We start from the raw sequence: 23,480 nt of genomic DNA on the forward strand, positions 1-23,480 counted from the left end.
ACTGTTTTAATACGCTGTTTAAAATAAGTGGTTTTTTATCCAGATTTGTTAAGATGAGTGTTAACTGAGAATGCATTGATTATTTTATAAAATAAATGAGGGATGTAAATTAATTATTCATCCCATTTTTCTTTCATTCTTTCAATGGTCATATTATAATCTGGAACATTGGTCTGGCACCCTTCAGCCTCTACAATGAACGATGAAACAGCAGAAGCGAATTTTCCACAGTATTCTAGATCTTTGTCATTTAAATAAGCATTTAAGAATGCAGCACGATACGAATCTCCAGCTCCCGTTGGGTCTACGGGGGTTCTGAGTATTGAATCTATTTTAATTTTTTTATCAGCGTATATCACGCTTCCGTCTTTACCATATGTTTTAACTATAATTTCAGGCCCTATAGATCTCAGTTCGTTGATATCCATATTCAATGTTTTTAAAATTCTGTCAATTTCGTAATGGTTTCCAAAAAGAATGTTACAGACTTTTATAACACTTTTAAGCTTTTCTGGAGAGTACATGTGAAGATCTTGTCCTGGATCAAATGATATCAATTTTTGAAATTCGCTGGCCACTTCACCGGACCTTCGATTGAAGCAGGGGTCGCCTGTTGCTAGATGAACTGCAGTTGCCTTTTTAATAGCTCTTTCAGGAGGTTCAGATTCTTTAAAGTAAGCTGCAGCCCCCCAGTAGAAATAACTTATCTGATCATTGTTAGAATCTGTAAAAACCCATGCCATGGGTGTTTTTTCATTTTCAATCACTATCATATCGTCAGTGTCTACTCCCATAGTTTTAAGCTTATTGTGATAATTTGAAGCTTTAAATTCGTCTCCAACAGCAGATACCAGTGCTGACTTAAGTCCTAATGTAGATGCCACCACTGCTACATTTGCAGCTGCTCCTCCATCGAAGTTTTTTATCTGTTTTATCAGTGTTGACGAATTTGGAGATGGAAATTCCTTAACAAGAACTATGGAATCTAAAGCTGTGTGCCCAATGGCTAGAAGATCTGTTTTTTTAATCAGAAAAATCACCTCATAATATAATAATTATTATAAATAACTCTGGAAAAATTTCCCATAGTTTTTACAAGTTTCATTTTAAAACTATTAAAATGTTTGGAAAGTTATTTAGGTTTGGGGAGAGTATATAGTTCTAAATGATTAAAACAAATTTAAGTTAAGCTTTTTAAATAATGTCTGGAATGATTAATTTAATTATTAAGCTGTTGTGGGGTAAGTGGTATGGTTAATAAAAAATCTGTTGTACCTTCCGATATTGAGTTTATCAGAATACTTTGGTGTGATAATGCAAACATAATAAGGGCAAAATCGATTTATAAGAATTCTTCGGAGGATTCTAGGTATTATGTAGGCATTTCTGAAGGTCAGCAGGGAGTACCTGCAGTATATGATGCTGTCGTTGAAGAAAGCGGACTTAGTCCAGTAGGTGAAGTCCAGCTTAAAGCGGATCTTTCAAGTTTTACGCCTGTCCCATATTCTCCAGGTCATGGGCGTTTTATAGGGGATATGAAAAAAAGGGGAGAGACGTGGGATTACTGCCCCCGAGGGTTTTTAAAAAGGATGGTCAATAAAGCTGCAGAAATGGGATTTTCAGTTAAAGGGGCATTTGAAAATGAATTTTACCTTTTAAAGAAAACTGAAGATGGAATTTTGTCTGCTGATAGTACTTCCTTTGCATCAACTTATTCTATGGATATAAATAGAGAAATTATTGATGAAATGGTTAAAGCACTCATTTTGCAGGGTATGGAAGTCCAGCAGTACCATGCTGAATCTGGACCTGGACAACAGGAAATTACAGTTAAGTACGACGAGGCTCTCAAGGCATGTGATAATCAAATAATATTTAGGGAAACTGTAAGGGCAATTGCAGGTAAATATGGTTTAACAGCATCATTTCTTCCTAAAATATTTGTGGATAAAGCTGGAAGCGGATGTCATTTGCATTTGAGCCTGTGGAGGGAAGGTAAAAATATTTTACCTGATTTTGAAGAAAGATATGGAATTTCTAAGGTAGGGAGTCAGTTTATAGCTGGTGTTTTGCATCACTTGCCTGCACTTATGGCCGTAACCACCCCAATTACCAACTCTTATCATAGAATTAAACCGCATTACTGGAGTGGAGCTTTTCAGTGCTGGGGAATTGGTAATAGGGAGGCTGCTATTAGGGTTATTCAGGAATTTGATGGGGAGATCAAGAATTTTGAGTTAAAAACAGTAGATGCGTCTTCTAATCCTTATCTGGCACTGGGGGCAGTTATTGCAGCAGGAATTGATGGAGTAACACAGGAAATGGAACTGGAAAGGCCTGTTCAGGAAGATCCTGGAAATATTTTACAGGGAAAAGATTATAAAATAAAAATTCTACCTTCCAGACTGGAAAATGCAATTGAAGAGCTGGAAAAAGATGAAATAATCATGGATGCAATGGGAAAGGAACTTTCCAAAGCTTATATTGCAGTTAAAAAAGCAGAAATAGAATATTTAAAAAATTTTAATTTAGAAAAAGAAGTGGAACTACTCCTTGAGAAATATTAGTTGTAAAAAAAGTTTCTAAAGGTCTTCGAAATTATCTTCTTTTATTCCCAAGACATCTGTAGTTTTTTTAGCTCTTACAGGTTCTATTTCTATTTCTTTTGGAGGTTGTAACTTTTTAATATCTTCCTGCAGTTCTTCTATACCCTCTGGAATTCTATTAAACAATCTATTAAATAATCCAAGGTTTTTTAAAGTAGTTATGGCTTCCATTGACATTGAAAGATACTGTTCTAACTTCCGTTTTTTAGATTCTAATTCATTTATAGTTTTATCTTTCTTATTTACTACTTCCTGAAGATGTCTGTAATTATTAACTAATTTATTGTGTTCTACCTGGATCATCCCGAGTTTATTTGTACTTGATCGAAGTTTTTCTATTTCCTTCTCATGCTGGGATTTAATATCCTGGATATTACTATAATTGCCTTTTAATTCGTCATAATTAGTTTTTAACTGGTTATATCCATTTTTTAATTCATTAATCTCTTTTGTTTTGCTCTCAATTTCATTTTTAAGTCCTATATTTCCAATTCGATAAACTTCCATCTGATTGTGTATGGTTTCCTTTTCTTCGAGCTTATCTTTTAAAGAGTTAGATTTATGTTCAAATTCTTCTTTGAGTTTACTGTATTTATTTTTAAGATCTTCAAGTTCAGTTTCTTTATTATTGAGTAAAAGAGATAATTCATTTGATTTAGTTGCATAATTATCTTCAAGCGTAGTAATTTTAGAGTTGTAGGTTTCTTTAAGTTCTTCAATTTCTGATTTTGCTTTCTGAATTTCTATGTCTTTTTCCTGAAGTTTAAGGCCTTTTAATTTAATCTCTAAGCCTTTAGATTCTAGTTTTGCTGATAATTCCTTAGATTTATTCAACTCATTTTCAAAGTCTTTTTTGCTGACGATGATAACATCTTCAATGTTTTTAAGATCATTAGCTTCAAGTTCTTCGCTCTCAATCTCAATGACATATTTGTTGTACTTGCTGATTTTTTTCTTTAAGATACCCATACTAACCACTCTACCAACATCTAGTTAACTTTCCTTTATTCATTCATGGGTATATATAAAGCCACTTATATTACCATGTAAACTAATTATCTTACACTTTCAAATCCGCACTTTTCAACTAATCTCTGCCCCTTAAACGTCAAAATGAAATTTAAAAAGTCATTTATTCTTTTATCTTCTTTATTACATATAACGCAACTTATGATGTGCCTTGTATCATTTTTTATAATATCTGAGCCTTCCCATAGGCTGCTGTTTATAAATGTATAAAATTCAGGATTTTTTTGGACAAATCTTAGGGCATCATAGGGTAATTTAAATTCCCGCGCTAATTTATACTGAATTTTATTATCGTCCAGTGTATTCCATGCCAGCCTTTGGGGTGAATCAAGAATTTCAACAAAATTTCTCCCATTTAACTCCTTGATGTCATGATGTGTTCTTGCGCCGGATACGAGAACCAGGTGGTCATATGCAATTGGTACAAAGTCTAAATTTTGTATAAATGCGTGCACGGGGTCGTCAAGTGTTAGAATATCCACCATATCGAGGTTAGCGAGATGAATTGCATTTTTATCACTTGTTCTGTATACTGCAGCATTTAAACCATATTTTGATGATAACGTTTCCATAAGCCTCGAAGAAGCATATCCTCCGCAAATAATGATTTTTTCATGATCTTTAAGTCTATTTGTATATTTTTTATACTTTTGAAGGATTTTTGTTGCGTTCCCTGTCAGCTCAGAACCTGCACCAGTTGCAGCGAGAAGTTTAAAACCAAGTTTTTCTTCAGCTTCCTTAATGCGCCGGTTCAGCACTGCATGAGATATGTTTAATTCTTGAGCAGCTTTCCGCTGGGAGTATGTTCTGGATACGTGTTCAAGCGCTTCAAAAAGTTTATAACTAAATGTATGTCCTTCTATTATAAGGCTTACCTTTGGATGGTATTTCATTTTAACCCCGGCTTAGTTGTCAAAGTATGGATGTAATTTCAGTCTTTCTATTATTAAAATGATATAACCAAATCAATATTTATAGGTAAATATACTAAGAAAGAATATAGAAATATAGATTCTGCAACCGGTGAGAAAATGATTTTAAATGAGGCTATAGATGAAATAGTGGACAATATTAAGGGTGTATCATCAGAAATTGACAGTGAACGCATTGAAGAAATGCTGGACATGCTAATTAATGCAAACAATGTTTTTATAATAGGTCTTGGAAGATCTGGACTGGTTGCAAGGGCCTTTGCTATGAGGTTAATGCATCTTGGAATAAGTGTGTATGTGGTCGGGGAAACTATAACTCCAGCTATATATGCTGATGACTGTTTACTTGCAATTTCAGGGTCAGGAGAGACCAGTTTTATTATAAGCACAGCTAAAATAAGTAAAAAAAGAGGGGCAAAAATAATTGCTGTAACATCTTATGAAGACTCAACCCTTGGGGGTCTTTCTGATTTGATAATGCCAATTAAAGGCAGAACTAAAATTGACACAGAAAAAGATTATATTAAACGTCAGATAAACGGAAGGCATCAACCACTGTCTCCACTTGGAACTTTATTTGAAGTATCAACTTTTATATTCCTTGAAGGTGTCATAGCTGAGCTCATGCATAAAATGGGAAAAACAGAAGAAGATTTGAAGGCGAGGCATACTGTTTTGGAGTGATTTTTTAAGGGGAGTTGATAGTTACAGTGTGTTTTTGATCAATCCTTTTTTCTAAAAAGCCGGCAAAATTTTCAATTTTGCGGCCGTGAATCGATAGATTCACCGGGTTGAAGGGGAGGCATACTGTTTTGGAGTGATTTTTTGGAATTAAACAGATCACTCCAACAAAAATCTTTGATTTTCAACACGTTTTGGATGATTTTCTTTTTTTAAATGACTTTTTTGTTTTTATATACCCTGATTAATTTCAGGCAATATTAAACTATATATGTAAAATGGACGGAGAGTACTAGTTATGTCCAGAAAAGGAAAAATTATTCTAATTATTCTAATTATCTTACTTGGTATAACAATTGCTTATCTAGTCTGGCCTCAACCTACAACAACCAGTAACAGCCAGAGAATAGTTATCAGCACAGTAAATCTTCCAAGCCCTATAGTTCAGGGTAACGTGTCTGTGGAGCAAGCTATACAAAATAGACGTTCTGTAAGGCATTATACTAATCAATCTATAACTTTACAAGACGTTTCACAGCTTATGTGGGCTGCGCAGGGAATCACTGATAAAGCTAACAACTTAAGATCGGTACCCTCCGGCGGACAGGTCTATCCACTGGAAGTATATATTATTGTAGGTAAAGATGGGGTAACAGGGTTAAGTGAAGGAGTATATCATTATAATCCTTATAACAACACACTGGAGAAAACATCAGAAAGTGATGTTCGTTCAGATTTATCACAGGCTGCAAACGGACAGGCATGGGTAAAAGAAGCTCCAGTAGATATCGTAATTACTGGAGATTACAGTAAAATGGTGGCTAAATATAAAGATGAAACACTTTGTACTCGATTTGTGAATTTAGAAGCAGGGCATGCTGGAGAAAATATTTACCTGGAAGCTGAAGCCAGAGGTCTGGTAACAGTAGCATTAGGTTCATTTAAAGACGACCAGGTCCATACAGTTCTCGGCCTTTCAGAGAATGAAAATACGATATATATTTATCCAGTAGGATATTCTGCGTATAACACATAGGTGTTATACTGTTTTTATATTAAAATCCTGTAGGGATGTGTATATATGTTAAACCGTTCTCCCCTGACAAATCCTGCTAATGTTATTCCTGCTTTTTGGGCAACTGAATAACCCGAAGAAGTGGGGGCAGCATTAGAAGTTAAAATTGGAATTCCAGTCCTTGCAACCTTTATTAACATGTCTGCAGGCATTCTTCCGCTGTATACGAGGAAACTCCTTGAAAAATCTATTTTTTTAAGTGCACTTGCACCTATAACTTTATCCACTGCAACGTGGCGGCTTACATCTTCTATACCTATAAATTCATTAGTATCTTTATTTACAAGGCCTGCTATGTGAGTACCGCCGGTTTCCTGCCATACATGGGCTTCTTCTTTTAATTTTTTAAATCCTTCAAATATATCTTCTTTGGAAACAGTATAATCTGAATCTACTTCATTTATATAATCAATTTTGGTTCTCCACCCTCCAAAGCAGTCAGATCCCACGATCAGTTCTTTTCTAATATCAAAATCAGCAAGGTCAACAGTTACGTTGATGGTATAATCCTCAACCTTTATTTCGGTTATATTATCTACAGATACAGCCAATCCTTCTCCAAGTAAGTATCCTACTGCAAACTCTTTTAAAGAGTTAGGGCTTATGGAGAAACTTCTAGTGACTGTTTCATTTATGATAATTTTGATTTGCTCGTCATTAACGATTTTTTCCTCTACCTGAGAGATTCCGTTATCAATACGTGTAGCATTTACTTTCTTAAACATTTCTGCCATGGAATTACCTCGTAGTCAAAAAGTCTGTCTATATTTAATTAGTGCACTGATTATTAAAACTGATGTAAAAATAAAAAATTAATAAATTAATGCTTTAAAAAGAGTTAATTATTTATTTCGTATCCATTACAACGTCATCTACCCATGAGATGGCTGCAGCTACATTTGGGAATCCTATAGTACTTGTGACAATAATTAACGCATGATATAACTCTTCAGGAGAGGCTCCAAGTTCAAGAGCTCTTCTTGCGTGGCTGTGTACGGCACCTTCTGATCTTATGGCAGCTGATGCTGCAAGCTGAATTAAATGTGAATGTTTATGATCTATAGGGCCGGATTGATCTGTTATTCTACCTAAATCACTTAATGCATTCCCAAATTCTTTATATCTTTCTCTTATACTTACATAATGATCTGGAAGTTCATCTGCCATGGTTATTATCCCCATTTCTTTTTATTTACCTGTTTATAATATGATTTTAATTTGATATATTTATTACTGATTATAGTTTCATTTACAGCCCCTTAAAAATCTTCCAAAAAACTTCAAATAATTGGGTGTGAAATAACTATAAATAGAAAAAATGTATATTTTTATATCATTACTCTTTTTAAAAGATTCAATCAGTCAACTGATAAGTCAAATTAAACCAGTACATTTAATCGATGTAATTGGTAAACCGGTGGAAAAGAATGGAAGACAAATTAAACGAAATTTTATCAAGTTACAAAGGCGAAAAATCAGAATTAATTCCTATTTTACAGGATATCCAGTCTAATTATGGATACCTGCCTGAAGATATAATAGTAGAGCTTTCAAACTTTTTGAAGATGCCTGAAAGCGAAATATATGGAGTTGCAACGTTTTATTCTCAGTTTAGATTTACTCCTGTGGGTAAAAAACATATAATGGTTTGTACAGGGACTGCATGCCACGTACAGGGTGCACCTCAAATATTGGCTGGAATTGAAAGACATTTAGGTATCAAAGAAGGAGAAGTAACCACTGATTTAGAGTATTCTCTTGAATCTGTGGGATGCCTGGGCTGCTGTGCTTTAGCACCATGCGCCATGGTCAATGATGAAGTTGAGTCCCATATATCTTTAAAAAATATTAAAAGGCTTTTTAAAAGGAAAAAAAGTAAAGAAAAAGCAAGTAATTAGATCAAAACTTTAAAAAAGGGAAATCAATGAATTTCGATAAAATAGTTAAAACTGCAAAAAATGAATATGAATCGCTTTATAAAGGCGAAGACCCGTTGATACTCATAGGTTCTGCCACATGCGGAAAATCGGCAGGTGCAGCTCTTGTGAAATCTGTAATTCAAGAGGAATTGGAGAAAAATAATGCAAATGCAGAGATCATTGAAGTGGGCTGTATTGGGTTATGCTACGCAGAACCAATAATAACGATTTTTAAGCAGGGAAATCCTGGAATTTTTTATGGAAATGTAACAAAAAAGACAGCGCAAGAAATCATTAGATCTTACATTGTAAAAGATGATCCTTTACCTGAATATGCCCTTGGAACTATTGGAGAAGGAAAAATTGAGGGTATACCTCTATTTTTCGATACAAAAGCTTTAAAACCTCAGGTTCGGCGAATTTTACGTAACTGCGGTATTATAGATCCAAAGAATATCAACCACTACATTGCAAATGATGGGTACAGTGGATTTATGGATGCTATTAAAATGGCACCAGAGGAAGTTATAGAAAAAATAAAAGAATCTGGACTTAGGGGAAGGGGAGGAGCAGGATTCCCTACATGGATGAAATGGCAGTTCTGTCGTGATTCTGGAGGAGAAACCAGATACTTGATATGCAACGCTGATGAAGGAGATCCTGGGGCATTTATGAACAGGTCTCTCCTTGAAAGTGATCCTCACTCTGTTTTGGAAGGAATCCTTATAGCAGGTTATGTCATCGGCGCGAAAAAAGCATACATATACTGCAGAGCTGAATATCCTCTTGCACTTGATCATTTAAAACACGCCATAAAACAGATGCGAGAATATGGATTTTTAGGGGAGAATATCTGTGGCTCTGGATTTAATTTTGATATAGAAATAAAAGAAGGTGCCGGTGCATTTGTATGTGGTGAAGAAACTGCACTAATAGCATCAGTTGAAGGAAAAAGGGGAACTCCACGTACACGTCCTCCGTTCCCAACAACTTCTGGCCTGTTCGGTAAACCAACCGTTATAAACAACGTGGAAACCCTTGCAAGCGTAGCGCTTATAATGCAGAAAAACCCTGATAAATTCGCAGAATTTGGAACAGACTCAAGTAAAGGGACCAAAACATTCTCTCTAGTGGGTGAAATTGAAAGGCCGGGCTTAATTGAGGTGCCTCTTGGAACAACCTTAAGAGAAGTAATTTTCGACATCGGTGGAGGTATTCCTGGCGGCAAAAAATTTAAAGCAGTGCAAATTGGAGGGCCTTCTGGGGGATGTCTTCCTGAAAGCTTCATAGACACTCCAATAGACTATGATTCTCTTACTATGGCTGGTGCCATAATGGGCTCTGGCGGTCTTGTTATAATGGACGAAAGTACGTGCATGGTTGAAGTTTCCCGTTATTTCCTTGAATTTTCCCAGAGAGAGTCTTGCGGTAAGTGCGTACCATGCAGATTAGGTGCAAAACAGATGCTGGATATATTGACTGATATAACTGAAGGAAAAGGTAAACCTGAAGATGTACAGCTGCTTAAAGACCTTGCAGAAGGGATTAAAAAAGGTTCGCTGTGTGGTTTGGGCCAAAACACACCAAATCCGGTGCTTACAACGTTAAAATTCTTTGAAAATGAATACGATGCACACATCAATGACCAGCTCTGCCCTGCCCTTGCATGTAAAGAATTCATCTCTTACCATATAATAACTGAAGAATGCAACGGCTGCAGGTTATGCTTTAAATCATGTCCTGTAGATGCAATCAGCGGTGAAAAGAAAGAACCTCATGTAATTGACCAGGAAAAATGTATTAAATGCGGTACCTGCATCGAGCTGTGTTCAGGAAAATATGATGCTATGGAATGCATACCAAAAATAGAGATAGATGAAGGCAAATAACTGCTTGAACATCTTTTTTATTATTTTTAACTTCTTTTAATTATATTGGAGTTATTAGATTTATAATTATTAAATAGTAATTTAACATACTTGTTTTTTAACTCAATAGACTTATTTTATGAACTTATCAATTGATTTATGTTATAAAGGATTATAATAATAACATATATGGATTATAATTTTCTTTTTTTGCATATTAACAATTTATAATCTATTTTGTATAAATTGAGGCTTTTAGAATATATCTATCACTTTGTAAATCTTTCAGTTCAGCTTTAATAATAAACTATAATATCTACCTAAATAAATACGAAAAACAAAGTTAATATTCTAAATTAAGGAGGGGATAGAATTAAGAGGCAACTATTGATATTAACTATTATTTTAACTGTCACACTCTTATTTTGCGGGACAGCAGCGGCGGCAAACACGACTTCGAGTCATTCTGCCGTTAGTTCCAATGTAACATCTAAACTGGGCAACGTTCAAGTGCCTTTCGTTGAAAATCAGGGACAGTTAAACAATAGTAAGGTAAAATACTATGTCACAACGATTTCTGGTAATGCTTACATTACATACGACGGCATAACATATATACTTCTTAATAACAGCCATGCGGTCAAGGAACACTTTGTTGGTTCCAACAATGTCAGCGTGAAAGGGACAAACAAATCAAAGACGATAGTCAATTATTTTAAAGGAAATGACAAAAATAAATGGAAAAAAAGTATTCCAACGTATAACCAGCTTTACTATGCTGATTTATATCCTAATATTGATTTAACTCTCAAGGCTTATGGTAAAAACTTTGAAAAAATATTCAAGGTTAAACCAAATGGGAATCCAAATGATATACTATTTTTGATTGAAGGGGCAAACAGCCTTAAAATCAATAAAAAAGGCGAGCTTGAAATAGTGACCGATGACGGTATTTTAAAAATGACTGCGCCAATCGCTTATCAGATAATTAACGGGAAAAGGGTCAATGTGAGTGTTAATTATATTGTAAACGGCAGTTACTACGGATTCAAGGTTGGGAATTACAATAAAGCATATGATCTGACTATAGATCCTCTTTTAGCTTCTACTTTCTTGGGGGGAAGTGATTCTGATACGTCAAAGGCTGTTTCTATAGATTCTCATGGAAACATTTTTGTTGCGGGAACAACACAATCTTACGATGTTCCAGTAACTTCTGGATCATATGGCTCCTCTTTCAATGGATATTATGATATATTCGTTTCCAAGTTTAACAGCGACCTTACACAGCTTCTAGCATTCACTTATTTGGGAGGAATAAAATATGATGGTGTTTCTTCACTTGCAGTAGATTCGCTAGGAAACGTTTTTATTACAGGATCTACTCAATCTATTAATTTCCCAGTAACTTCAGGAGCATATGACACTACTTTTGATAATAATGCTCCATACCCAGATAATGCGTTCGTTTTGAAATTAAACAACGATCTTACAACACTTCTTGCATCCACTTTTATTGGGGGTAATTCAGATTCAGGGCAGGATATAGCCATAGATTCATCAGGAAATATTTTTGTCACGGGTAGTACGGCTACAACTAATTTTCCAGTAACACCTGGTGCTTATGATACGTCCTACAATGGAGGAGATTACGACATATTTGTTTCTAAGTTTAACAACGGCCTCACGCAGCTTTTAGCATCCACCTATCTTGGAGGAACAGATAGAGATGTTGTCAATGGGATAACAGTTGATCCTTCTGGAAAGGTATTCATTGCAGGATTTACTAACTCATCTAATTTCCCTGTGACAACCGGAGCTTATAACGCATCATACAGCGGAAAAACGTTATTCATTTCAAAATTAGATAATAACCTCTTTGGAGTTTTAGCATCTACTTTTATTGGAGGAAATGACGTAACAGACATAATATTTAGTTCATTATCTGGAAACATTTTTGTTTCAGGATATACAAATTCAACCAGTTTTCCAGTAACTTCAGGAGCTTATGATACTTCTTACAACGGCGGAACTTATGATATATTTGTTTCTAAATTTAGCAGCAACCTCACACAGCTTCTTGCATCCACTTATCTCGGTGGAAATGATTATGATATTGTGTACGGGATGGATATAGACCCTCTGGAGAATATTTTCATTGTAGGGGGTACATCATCAACCAATTTCCCAACTACTCCAGGGGCATATGACAAATCATTCAACGGGGATGGAGATCAATTCAGCAGGTCTATACCTGGCGATGTGATCATTTCAAAGTTAAACAGTAATTTAACTCAACTCCTTGCATCTACTTATCTTGGGGGAAATTATGGTGATGTTGGATATGCTATAGCTGCAGATCCCTCTGGGAATATTATCATCACAGGTAAGACTGGTTCAACTAATTTTCCAGCAACTCTTGGAGCTTATGATGAGTCTTTAAATGGTGCAGGTGATGTATTCATGTCTAAATTTACAAGTGACCTTAAGGGAACTGCAGATATAAATGTAACAATTTCAGCAGATGATAAAAACCCTAAATATAAACAAACTGTCCTCTTTGTTGTAACTACAAAAAATAATGGTCCGGATGATGCATCTGGAGTAACAGTGGAGTATGTGGTGCCGCCAGGGTTATCAAATGTTATTATAACTCCTTCAGAGGGAACATCCTATTCTAATGGATTATGGACTATTGGGAACCTTAACTCAGGTGCTTCGGTGTTCCTTAAAGTAATGGGGATTATCAACGTATCAAATACCAGTATAATCAGTAATGCTGCTAAAACAGAATTAAATGAATTTGATCCCGATCTTGGAAATGATGCATCCAGCCTAACTTTAGACATACCAAAAGCTGTAAGTGTCGCTGTTACAACGTCTGTTAACAATGCAACACCTAAATATTCTCAAAATATTATTTACACAGTTAAAGTGGTAAATAACGGCCCAGATGATGCAACTGGACTTCAGATAACTGATTTACTCCCACCGGGTATCCGATATGTTTCAGACACTTCAGGAGGACTCTATAATTATTTAACTGGAATCTGGAATATCGGTGACCTTGCAAGCGGCGAATCTAAAACTTTAAACATCACAGGAAATGTCACAAAAACTGGGGTAATCGTCAATGCAGCACAAAAAACCTCTGTAACCGAGTACGACAGAGATAGTAATGATGATTCATCAAGTACATCTATTGCAGTGCCTGCTGCTGCAGACATAAAGGTTAAAAAGACTGTTGATAATGCAGCGCCTAAGTACCTGCAAAATGTTAAATTCACCATCAATGTGACAAACAATGGACCAAATATAGCATCAGGAGTTAAAATTACAGATATTCTGCCTGAAGGAATACAGATAGTCTCTTCATCCACAAATCAAGGTACTTACAGTTCTGGAATATGGAATGTTGGAACACTTGCAAGTGGTACTACTGCAACACTTACAGTTATTGGGAAAATCACAGCTTCAAATACTGAATTAACCTGCACTGCCATAAAAACCGCACAAAATGAATATGACCAGAATACTGGAAATGATGTATCTAGTGTAACCCTTACAGTGCCTGCAGCCGCTGATCTAAATGTTAAAAAGATTATAAATGGTGAAATCAATTATCTGCAGAATGTCGGCTACACCATCCATGTGGAAAATAATGGTCCAAACAATGCAACAGGTGTTAAAATAGTTGATGTACTGCCTGAAGGCTTTGATTTTGTTTCTGCAGAGACTTCTCAAGGTAAATATGATCCACTCACTGGTATATGGGATATTGGCAATATTTCAGCAGGAAACGATGTATTTGCTCAAATCACTGTAAAAGCTCAAAAGTTAGGATCATTTGTAGGTACAGCAGCAGTGTCAGGTGCAGAATATGATTCAAATTCATCGGATAATGTGGTAAACAGCCAGATGGATGTGAAATTAAAAGCTGCTGCTGATGTAAAAAGTGGATCATACAACCAAACTAAGGTTGTAAACATTACCTCAAATAAAGAAGGCGCTGTAATATATTACACAACTGATGGAAGCGATCCAACAGAGACAAGCAACATATACTCAGGTCCAATTTATATAAACAGCCAGGGAACAATTATACTGAAATTTATAGCTACAGATGGCGCAGGAAACTGGTCAGAGATTAACACAGAAACATATGCTATCGACACCACTGCTCCAAAGGTATGGGCAGATCATAAGGGAGGATTATACAATAATGGAATAACTGTCGTTCTGGAGTCCGATGATGAAAATGCAGACATTTATTACAGGATAAATGGGGGCGATGAGCAGTTATACAGCGGTCCTATTACAATTGATCTGGAAGGAACAACTGAACTGACCTACAGGGCAGTTGATGGATCTGGAAACTGGGCAGATGCACTGCAGGAAACATATACACTTGATCTTCCACCTGAAGTTTGGGATAATACTGAAGGAGGCCTGTATAACCATACTGTGAATGTGAGTTTAAATTCCAATGATGAGAAATCAAGAATTTACTACACATTAAATGGAACTGATCCAAAAGTATATGGTCAATTATACAACGGTCCAATCAGTATAAGTGCAGAAGGAACAACTGAACTGAAGTATGCAGCAGTTGATGGATCTGGAAACTGGTCTGACATTTATACAGAAACATACACCATCGATACCACGGCACCGAAACTATGGACCGATCCTAAGGGAGGATTACACAAAGACGTGATTACTGTAACCTTAAACTCTGACGACGATGTTAATATTTATTATACCTTAGATGGGCGTGATCCATCAGTATACGGCCAATTATACACGGATCCAATTGAAATAAGTGATGAAGGGCATACTGTGCTGAAATATGTAGCAATGGATGATGCAGGAAACCTTTCTGGCATATACGCTGAATTATATACAATTGATACAACAGCTCCAGATGTGTGGCAGAATGTTGACGAAGGATTATACAATCATAATGTAACTCTCATATTGGAGTCTGATGATGAAGAGGCGGATATTTACTACACATTTGATGATTGGAAAACCTCACATAGGTATACTAATCCGATTAAATTAACTGATGGAAAAACAAAAATCATATATTTCACAGTAGATCCTGCAGGGAATTTATCAGATGATTATATAGGATACTTCAAAATAGACACAAAACCGCCTGTAACAAGCGCTAATATCAAAGGTGGATTGTATAATGCCACTAAAACCATAACTCTGTCGATGAATGAGCCTGGAAAAATATATTATACTTTAGACGGTACTGCGCCGACATCAAAGAGTAAGCTGTACACTGGACCGATTACAATATCTTCTACAACCACTTTGAGGTTTATAGCAATTGATACTGCAGGTAATCCATCTTCAGTTTGCACTGAGAAGTACACCATTGATAAAGTGATACCAAAAGTAGTCTCCACTTCACCTAAAAATGGAGCTACCGGTGTTTCAAGAACTGCAACATTTGCAATTAAACTCAGTGAAAGCGTTAAAAGCAGTACTAACTGGTCTAAAATTTATATAAAGAATCTCAGCACTGGAAAACTAGTTTCAATTACCAAATGGATCTCGGGAAACACACTTTATATCAACACGACCAGCAGGAGGCTCAGTTACACATGGTACCGGATTTACATCCCATCTTATGCAGTAAAAGACTATGCAGGTAATAATGCAGGTGGCTACACTTTACAATTTAAAACAGGAAGATAATGTTATTTCTTCCTTATTTTTTTAAAATAAATTTTTTAAATGGTTCAAAAATAGTATATGTAATATATTAAACTAATCTTTATCCCTTATTATCAATTCAATCTTTTTACCTTCATATACTCCAAATTCTTCAGTTTTAAGGGATTTTATCATGCCTACAACTGCATTTTTAACGAAATCCTGTACAAAGAAGTTCATTGGGATAATACGGTCATCTACTCTGAGTAGAATTTCATCAGATTCAGTTTTACATTCTGTGCCCGTTTTTGCTTCGCCTTTTGCAACCGCTTTTGCAAACTCTGTACAGTTTTCAAAGCCGCATTTTTTACAATCCAAATTCTGTAAAATGCCGTAGCTTCGTTCTTCAATTAGATCTACAATCGGTTTAACATCATTTTCATTCATTTTCAGGGCATTAACTCGGGTTATTATGAATTCATCTTCAATATCGGATGTAGCTACTTTAGCATATTTACAGTGTTTAAAACTTTCTAGAACTACAAAATCAAGGTCTTTAATGAACTTTATCATGCTTAAAATCTGGTCTAAGTCCATATTTTCATTTACAGTTAAAAAGGTTTCATCACCTGAACCCACTACAATTTCAGCCCCGGCTTCCCTGTGTTTCCATGTGTCTTTACCTTCAAGGTCAAAAGTATGGTGTGTGTGTTTAATGGTTCCAACGCTGAAGCCTCTCCTTGTAAGTTCGGCAACAATTCTTGTAACTAGTGTTGTTTTTCCAGTATTTTTTGTTCCAGAAACAGCTATAACTTTCATAATTACACCTATAGAATAATTCAATGTTTCTTTGAGTAATATATCATTAATAAAGCGTGTTCAATTATAATAACTTATCATAAACTAATTTTGCTTTAGTATATATTGTACCTTATTTTTGGGAATTTCAATATAAATAAATATGATGATATATAATTTCTAAATAACTTACATATATCGGATATTTTCCATATTATTGGAGATAAAAGGGTATGTATGCAATGGATAGATACTCATTTTAGAATCTAATTTTGATAATTTACAGATTTCAATGATTAACATGAAGAAAAATAAAATCACATTTACAATAGATGGATTTAATATAGAAACGGAAGAAGGAACCACTATACTTGAGGCGGCACTTGAAAACGGCATTTATATTCCAAATTTATGTTACAGCCCTCAATTAAAACCATATGGGGCATGTAGATTGTGCTTAGTTGAAAATGATGATGGAAGATTGGTTACATCATGTGAAACAATTGCACAGGAAGGTATGAATATAAAAAGTGAAAGTGAAGCAGTAAATAAAGTAAGAAGGCTTGTTGCAGAGCTTTTAATTGCAAACCATGAGATGGACTGCCTTACATGTGCTAAAAATAATGAATGCAAACTGCAGGAAATAGCTTCTTATCTTGGTATTCAAAGGGATGATCTGGGAAGTTTAAGGTGTTCGACTCTAGATCTTGAAAAGGATGAATCCAATCCATTTTTCGATAGGGATCTTAAGAAATGTATACTGTGTGGGATATGTGTTAGAACATGCAGTGAGATGCTGGGTGTAAATGCAGTTGATTTTGGATTTAGAGGGTGCAATACAAAAATTACAACATTTGCGGATAGGCCTATAATGGAATCGGCATGTGTATCCTGTGGGGAATGTGTTGTAAGATGCCCTGTTGGTGCACTTGTTCCTAAAAACAGTCCAAAACCTTCAAGGGAAGTTAAAAGTACATGCCCATACTGCGGTGTTGGTTGCAGTATCTATCTTGGAGTCCGCGGAAATGAAATTACAGGTGTAAGGGCTGATCCAGATAATAAGGTAAATAAAGGCAACCTCTGTGTTAAGGGTAGATTTGGATATAAATTCATCAATCACCCTGACAGGCTGACTTTGCCTTTAATAAAGCGGAATGGGGAATTTGAAGAAGTAAGCTGGGATGAAGCACTTGATTTTATAGCTCAAAATCTTGAAAAATATAAGGGAGACACTTTCGCAGCGATTTCATCTGCAAGATGCACAAATGAAGATAATTATGCTCTCCAGAAATTTACACGTGTTGTAATGGGCACAAATAATGTGGATAACTGCGCACGTTCATGCCATGCACCATCGGTTGCAGGGCTTGCCAGAAGTATGGGGAGCGGGGCAATGAGTAATTCTATAGACGAAATACCTGATGCGGATTGTCTATTTATTATAGGTACCAACGCAACGGCGTCATATCCAGTTATAGGTATGAGAATGATTGAGGCAGCTAAAAAGGGTAAAAAGCTTATTGTTGCAGATCCAAGGGAGATACAGCTTTCAAAATATGCTGATGTGTTCTTAAAACATAATCCTGGAACTGATGTTGCTCTCCTTATGGGTATGATGGGAGTGATAATTGAGGAAGGCTTGTATGATTCTTCTTTTGTCGATAAACGCACAGAAAACTTCGATGAATTTAAAAAATCACTTGAAGAATTTGATCTAGACTCTGTTGAGGAAATTACTGGAGTTGACAAAGAAAAAATACGAGAAGCCGCAAGATTATACGCATCAACAAAACCTGCATCTATTCTGTACTCGTTAGGTATAACAGAGCATTCTCATGGAACTGACAATGTATTTGCGCTCAGTAACCTGGCACTTCTTACAGGAAACATCGGAAAACCTTCCACTGGAGTAAACCCGATTAGGGGGCAAAATAATGTTCAGGGCTCCTGTGATATGGGTTGTTTACCTGATTCGTATCCGGGATACCAGAAGGTCGATGACGCGGAAGTTTATAAGAAATTTGAAGAAATGTGGGGCTGTGAATTAGATAAGTCTGTAGGATTAAAAATGCCGTTTGTTATAGGTGCATCAAGTCTTGGAACGGTTAAAGCACTTTATATCATGGGTGAAAATCCGGTTTTAAGCGAGCCTGACTCTTCAAGCATCATTAAATCCCTTGAAAATCTTGACTTTTTAATAGTTCAGGATATTTTCATGACTGAAACGGCGCGCATGGCTGATGTGGTACTGCCTGCAGCATCTTACGCTGAAAAGGATGGTACATTTACCAATGCAGAACGAAGAATGCAAAGGGTACGAAAAGCAATAGAACCAGTAGGTGAATCTAAAGCCGATTGGGAAATAACCTGTGAAATTGCTAAAAAGATGGGTGCAGAAGGATTTGAATTTAAGAATGCGTCCTCTATTGTAGATGAACTTGCTTCAGTTGCTCCAATATTTGGTGGAATTACCTACGGCCGTATTGAAGAAGAGGGCATACAATGGCCTTGCATTGATGAAAAAGACCCTGGAACTCCAATTCTGCATGTGGAAAAATTTGCAACTGAAAGCGGCAAAGGGAAGTTCATACCTTTACACTACAGACCTCCTGCTGAGCTGCCTGATGAAGAATATCCATTGCTCCTTACAACAGGGCGTAGTATTTATCATTATCATACTACTACCATGACTGGAGCCGCTGATGGTCTTGTTGAATTGTACGGTGATGATCCACTAGAAATAAATCCTGAAGATGCGGCAGAACTTGGATTTGAAAATGGAGATATGGTTAAAGTAATCTCAAGGAGGGGTGAAGTTAAAACAAGGGTAGAAGTAACTGATATGTCTCCAAAAGGAGTAGTCTTTATGACGTTCCACTTCGGTGAAACACCTACAAATGTTCTTACAAGCCCTGCGATGGACCCTATATCCAATACACCGGAATTTAAGGTTTGTGCGGTGAAGGTTGAAAAAGAGTAAATTTATCATAATTTTAATTTTTTATTTTTATATGATGTTGAAATAAGTAATCATAACAGAAAATAAGAGAGTTTTTGAGGTTGATTTTAATGGGTAAAAAAGAAGCTGAAGTGTTTCATAAACAAGCGATGTCCTTTTTAGGGCAGGGTGAAGTTCAACGAGCGGTAGAATTTTTTGATAAGGCAATTAATCTGGATGAAGATTTCTTCCCGGCATGGAACAATAAAGGAATAGCCCTTCTGGAACTTAAGAAATATGAACAAGCACTGGACTGTTTTGAACAGGTTATTCGTATAAATCCCCTTGATAGGATGGTTTGGTATAATAAAGGATACACTCTGTTTATGTTAAAAAAATATGATGAATCTGTAACTGCACTTGACAATTTCCTTTACACTTACTCTAAAGATGATGACGCTTTCTATAAATATGCTTCATACCTGTATGCCAATGGATTGTACCATCTCAAAGAATATGATAAAGCAGCTAAAATACTTAAAGGTCTGCTTGTGAAGGATGAAAATTTCATGGAAGCTCAGGAACTTCTTGATCAGATTACAAAAAATCAGGAATAAAGTAAAAATATAACTTAAATTCACTCAAAAACTTTTAAAGAGCTGTATTTAAGTATATTGCACTTTTCACCTTTTTTTATATCGTTAGTATCTTCATCAACGAATATATAACAGTTTGACAGCACTGCTGATTTATTTATGCCTGCTTTTGTTTTTATTGGGTAAACCATGTCTTCTTCAAGTTTTGCCCTTATTATATTGCACTTACCTTTAGATGATCTTATATCGTCGCCTGCAGTGCATTCTATTAAATCGAATTTTTTGTAGATATTCTGCATTTTTAGGATGTAATTTCTTGCAAAAATGTCAAACTGTACTGCTGCCGCTACGGGATAACCTGAAAGCATGAAAACAGGTTTATTATTTACAACACCAAATCCAACAGGTTTTCCTGGCTTGATGGCAACGCCGTGAACCAGAACTTCTCCAAGTTTAGAAGTTGCGCTTACCACAACATCTCCCTTGCTGATTGCAGTCCCTCCAGTTGTGATTACTACATCATATTTTTGGGCATATCCATGGAGTTCATTTACCATGGTATCTAAATCATCTCTGCAGTGTTTAATGTGGGGCACTGCAAGAGAATCTTCAACAAGTCCTTTTAAAGCAAATCTATTTGAATTCACTATTTTCCCTGGCTCAAGATTTGTGGTTGGATCTACAAGCTCATTTCCAGTTATAATAACTCCCACTTCAGGTTTTTTGAATACTTTGACCCTGCTGTAACCTGATGAGGCTATCACAGAAAGGTGATTAGGATCTAGAATTTGTCCCTCCTTTAAAATAATTTCTCCTTTTTTTAAATCCTCGCCTTTAAGTGCTACATCTCTATTAAAAGCAACGTTTTTAGTTATTTTAATCTGGTTATCTACGTGTTCAATATCTTCTTCCATTACAACTGCATTTGAGCCAGAAGGCATGGGTGCCCCTGTTGCTATTCTAATAGCTTTTCCCTGACTTAAAATATGATTAGACACGCTTCCAGCACCAATTTCATCTATAACTTCAAGATATATTGGATTAGATTCGGATGCTCCCGCTGTATTTTCTGCTATTACAGCATACCCGTCCATTGCAGATCTGTCAAAAGGAGGGGCATCAATCAGTACTTCAATATTTTCAGCTAAAACTCTTGTATTTGCTTCTTCAAGAGGAATATCTTCTTTATTAAGTGTTATTTTAACACTTTCAATTAATTTTAGTGCATCTTCTACCGGAATTAAGTTTGATGAGTACATAATAGACACCAGTTAAATATCATAAATTGATTATTTTTTAACCTTTAATATGTCTTGAAAAGCTAGTGCAAATAGGTTGTTATTTTGTTAAATTTTAAAATCATGATGACCATAAAACGGGTTCAAAATGGGGTTATGAAAAAACGATTTATATGGCTTGAAATGTAAAATTGAATGATTCTAATGGATTTAATTGTATGCAATTTTTTTGAAAAAGTATGTATATGTACGCTGATTTTTATAATGTAAAGATGTGTACTTGATACACATCATTATATATAATTTTCCATATTTACCTAGTCGAAATATATATATTTATAAAAACAAGATGTGTAATTAATACACAAGGTGTCCATCATGCCAAAACACATTGCTTCAGGATTAAAATATTTAGCGGCAGTAGAACTCATTAGAGAGGGACGCAGCCAGAAAGAAATATCTGAAATGCTGGATATGGACAGATCAACACTTTCTCATTATTTGAATGGTAGAAATATATCGATGGGATCTATAGAGATAGCAGAACTCATTAAAGGTTTTTGTCCAAAGGATTTTCTGGAGCTAACAAGTGCTCTTTTGGAAGACAGGGATACAACAAGAACAATTGTTAAGACATGTTTAAACCAAAAATACAGAGCAAAAGTGAGGGATTCATGTATTGGTTGTGGGCTTTGTGTAGATACATGTTTGATGAATGCCATATCGTTGGATAATCTCAAAGCACAGATAGACAATGATTCATGTTGTGGATGTCTCATGTGCGAAGAAAAATGTCCTACTAACTCAATTAAAATTATGATGGAGGAATAAAAAAATGGCTGCAAATGTAAAAGAAGTCAAAGCCAAGAATTTCGACATTGAAAGATCAGCTGAAGAAGAAAGAAAGCTGTCATTCAAGAATGAAACATGTGTTGGCTGCGGCATTTGTGAACAGATATGCCCAGTAGAGGCAATAAAACTCGGCGACATTGGTGCAATAGTAAGAACCGGTGCTGAAGAGCCTAAAATAACAATCGACGAACATAAATGTGTACTTTGTGGTATGTGTGATGTTGCATGCCCTGTAGATGCATTAGATCTCACAATAGACGGTAAACCAATTAAAGAAATAGAAACTTACCCACGTCTCGTATCTTCTGCAGAAATAAGTGATGATGCATGTGTTTACTGTAAAGCATGTGAAAGAGCATGTCCACAGGAAGCAGTAACCGTTGCAAGGATACTCCCTGACAGGTCAAAACTTGTATCTGGTGAAATCGAGATCAACAAAGAAAAATGTATAGACTGTGGTGTATGTGAAGAAATGTGCCCTGCAGATGCTATAACAATTGAACAGAAAGGTCCTGAAGACTTTGAAATATCAGTAGATGAAGAAAAATGTGTTTACTGTGGTGTATGTAAACGTGCATGTCCTGAAAATGCTATAATGGAAGCATGCAGAGCATGTTCATACGGTGAATACGAAATCAGCCCAGAAGCAGCTGAAATCACTGGTAAAGCAATCATTGATGAAGAATCATGTGTAAGGTGCGGATGGTGCGAAGACGTCTGTCCAAAAGAAGCAGTAATTGTTGAAAAACCATTTGAAGGTGAACTGGAATTTGACGAAGAAAAATGTGAAGCATGTGGAGCATGTGTAGATATATGCCCATGTGATGTATTAGAATTCCACAAACCATCCAAACCAGCTGAAATCGGTGAAAAAATCGATAAAAAAGAACAGTTCTGTATATACTGTGGAGCATGTGCAAATGTATGTCCTACAAAAGCCATAAACGTAAAAAGAACTGCAGTTAATTACACACCTACTAAATCCAAATCATGGCAACAAAGATTAGAATCTTTAAAAACTTAAAATCATACAGGTGATCAAATGGAACTTAAAGTAAACCAAGACAAATGTCTCGGATGCGGTGTTTGTGTAGTCGCATGCCCAATAAATGCATCAATCAGTCCTGAAGTTTCAGGTGGACACGGTCCTAAGACCGAAGACGTAATTATGATGGTTGAAAATGGAGTAATCAAATTATTCAGTAAAGATAGCTGTACAAAATGTGGTACCTGCCAAGTATTCTGTCCTACAGATGCAATCTGGCTAGAATGAGGTGT

Annotated in this window: 18 protein-coding genes; 11 read left to right on the forward strand and 7 right to left on the reverse strand. The window is 35.8% G+C overall.

All coding sequences use genetic code 11. The annotated features are described in order from the left end of the window. Window positions 1–113: 113 nt before the first annotated feature. Window positions 114–1,031: a carbohydrate kinase family protein gene (locus tag EJ01_RS05385; RefSeq protein ID WP_048081459.1), complete on the reverse strand. Its 918-nt coding sequence runs from the start codon at window positions 1,029–1,031 to the stop codon at window positions 114–116. A 219-nt stretch (window positions 1,032–1,250) separates the two neighbouring features. Here EJ01_RS05385 and EJ01_RS05390 point away from each other — a divergent pair, with 219 nt between their 5' ends. Next, complete coding sequence (locus EJ01_RS05390; protein ID WP_048081378.1) at window positions 1,251–2,567, forward strand: glutamine synthetase family protein; 1,317 nt, start codon at window positions 1,251–1,253, stop codon at window positions 2,565–2,567. A gap of 15 nt (window positions 2,568–2,582) precedes the next feature. Here the strand turns inward: EJ01_RS05390 and EJ01_RS05395 are convergent, their stop codons facing one another. Both EJ01_RS05395 and EJ01_RS05400 read right to left on the reverse strand, forming a co-directional pair. After that, window positions 2,583–3,575 (reverse strand): coiled-coil domain-containing protein, encoded by a 993-nt coding sequence (locus tag EJ01_RS05395; protein WP_048081379.1) that lies wholly within the window; start codon window positions 3,573–3,575, stop codon window positions 2,583–2,585. An 86-nt stretch (window positions 3,576–3,661) separates the two neighbouring features. Next, the gene (locus tag EJ01_RS05400) at window positions 3,662–4,528 is read right to left on the reverse strand and encodes a helix-turn-helix domain-containing protein (protein WP_048081380.1); all 867 of its coding nucleotides are present in this window, start codon (window positions 4,526–4,528) and stop codon (window positions 3,662–3,664) included. A 138-nt stretch (window positions 4,529–4,666) separates the two neighbouring features. On the opposite strand from EJ01_RS05400, the gene hxlB reads away from it, so the two are divergent. Both hxlB and EJ01_RS05410 read left to right on the forward strand, forming a co-directional pair. Then, entirely contained in the window at window positions 4,667–5,251 is a 585-nt protein-coding gene (gene hxlB / locus EJ01_RS05405; RefSeq protein ID WP_048081381.1) for a 6-phospho-3-hexuloisomerase, read from the forward strand. 295 nt (window positions 5,252–5,546) lie between these two features. Further along, window positions 5,547–6,284 carry a SagB/ThcOx family dehydrogenase gene (locus EJ01_RS05410; RefSeq protein WP_048081382.1) on the forward strand — a complete coding sequence of 246 codons (738 nt, stop codon included), beginning with the start codon at window positions 5,547–5,549 and terminating at the stop codon, window positions 6,282–6,284. Window positions 6,285–6,298: 14 nt separating this feature from the next. On the opposite strand, the gene fdhD is transcribed toward EJ01_RS05410, so the two are convergent. Both fdhD and EJ01_RS05420 read right to left on the reverse strand, forming a co-directional pair. Beyond that, window positions 6,299–7,057 carry a formate dehydrogenase accessory sulfurtransferase FdhD gene (fdhD, locus tag EJ01_RS05415; RefSeq protein ID WP_048081383.1) on the reverse strand — a complete coding sequence of 253 codons (759 nt, stop codon included), beginning with the start codon at window positions 7,055–7,057 and terminating at the stop codon, window positions 6,299–6,301. Window positions 7,058–7,169: 112 nt separating this feature from the next. Continuing rightward, on the reverse strand, window positions 7,170–7,490 hold the full coding sequence (locus EJ01_RS05420; protein ID WP_048081384.1) for a carboxymuconolactone decarboxylase family protein: 321 nt from the start codon (window positions 7,488–7,490) through the stop codon (window positions 7,170–7,172). Between the two features lie 260 nt (window positions 7,491–7,750). Between EJ01_RS05420 and nuoE the strand changes: the two genes are divergently transcribed. The 3 genes from nuoE to EJ01_RS16395 all read left to right on the forward strand — a co-directional run bounded on the left by nuoE (window position 7,751) and on the right by EJ01_RS16395 (window position 15,822). Next, the gene (gene nuoE, locus EJ01_RS05425) at window positions 7,751–8,221 is read left to right on the forward strand and encodes an NADH-quinone oxidoreductase subunit NuoE (RefSeq protein ID WP_048081385.1); all 471 of its coding nucleotides are present in this window, start codon (window positions 7,751–7,753) and stop codon (window positions 8,219–8,221) included. Between the two features lie 26 nt (window positions 8,222–8,247). Further along, entirely contained in the window at window positions 8,248–10,131 is a 1,884-nt protein-coding gene (locus EJ01_RS05430) for an NADH-quinone oxidoreductase subunit NuoF (protein ID WP_084689146.1), read from the forward strand. Between the two features lie 366 nt (window positions 10,132–10,497). Then, the gene (locus EJ01_RS16395; RefSeq protein ID WP_052375874.1) at window positions 10,498–15,822 is read left to right on the forward strand and encodes a chitobiase/beta-hexosaminidase C-terminal domain-containing protein; all 5,325 of its coding nucleotides are present in this window, start codon (window positions 10,498–10,500) and stop codon (window positions 15,820–15,822) included. 72 nt (window positions 15,823–15,894) lie between these two features. On the opposite strand, the gene mobB is transcribed toward EJ01_RS16395, so the two are convergent. After that, entirely contained in the window at window positions 15,895–16,599 is a 705-nt protein-coding gene (gene mobB, locus EJ01_RS05440) for a molybdopterin-guanine dinucleotide biosynthesis protein B (RefSeq protein WP_048081386.1), read from the reverse strand. A 280-nt stretch (window positions 16,600–16,879) separates the two neighbouring features. On the opposite strand from mobB, the gene fdhF reads away from it, so the two are divergent. Beyond that, a complete protein-coding gene (gene fdhF, locus EJ01_RS05445; RefSeq protein ID WP_048081462.1) occupies window positions 16,880–19,558 on the forward strand; it encodes a formate dehydrogenase subunit alpha in 2,679 nt (892 codons plus the stop codon). 89 nt (window positions 19,559–19,647) lie between these two features. Next, window positions 19,648–20,133 carry a tetratricopeptide repeat protein gene (locus EJ01_RS05450; protein ID WP_048081387.1) on the forward strand — a complete coding sequence of 162 codons (486 nt, stop codon included), beginning with the start codon at window positions 19,648–19,650 and terminating at the stop codon, window positions 20,131–20,133. Between the two features lie 20 nt (window positions 20,134–20,153). Here the strand turns inward: EJ01_RS05450 and EJ01_RS05455 are convergent, their stop codons facing one another. Next, window positions 20,154–21,371 (reverse strand): molybdopterin molybdotransferase MoeA, encoded by a 1,218-nt coding sequence (locus tag EJ01_RS05455; protein ID WP_048081388.1) that lies wholly within the window; start codon window positions 21,369–21,371, stop codon window positions 20,154–20,156. 357 nt (window positions 21,372–21,728) lie between these two features. On the opposite strand from EJ01_RS05455, the gene EJ01_RS05460 reads away from it, so the two are divergent. Genes EJ01_RS05460 through EJ01_RS05470 form a run of 3 tightly spaced genes read left to right on the forward strand, consistent with a single transcriptional unit; the run spans window position 21,729 to window position 23,475 of the window. Then, window positions 21,729–22,181, forward strand: a complete 453-nt coding sequence (locus EJ01_RS05460) for a 4Fe-4S binding protein (RefSeq protein WP_048081389.1) — start codon at window positions 21,729–21,731, stop codon at window positions 22,179–22,181. 4 nt (window positions 22,182–22,185) lie between these two features. Next, entirely contained in the window at window positions 22,186–23,226 is a 1,041-nt protein-coding gene (gene fwdF / locus EJ01_RS05465) for a tungsten-dependent formylmethanofuran dehydrogenase subunit FwdF (protein ID WP_048081390.1), read from the forward strand. An 18-nt stretch (window positions 23,227–23,244) separates the two neighbouring features. After that, complete coding sequence (locus EJ01_RS05470; protein ID WP_048081391.1) at window positions 23,245–23,475, forward strand: 4Fe-4S binding protein; 231 nt, start codon at window positions 23,245–23,247, stop codon at window positions 23,473–23,475. The last annotated feature ends 5 nt before the right edge of the window (window positions 23,476–23,480 follow it).

This window comes from Methanobacterium veterum, from assembly GCF_000745485.1.
GTDB lineage: Archaea > Methanobacteriota > Methanobacteria > Methanobacteriales > Methanobacteriaceae > Methanobacterium_D > Methanobacterium_D veterum.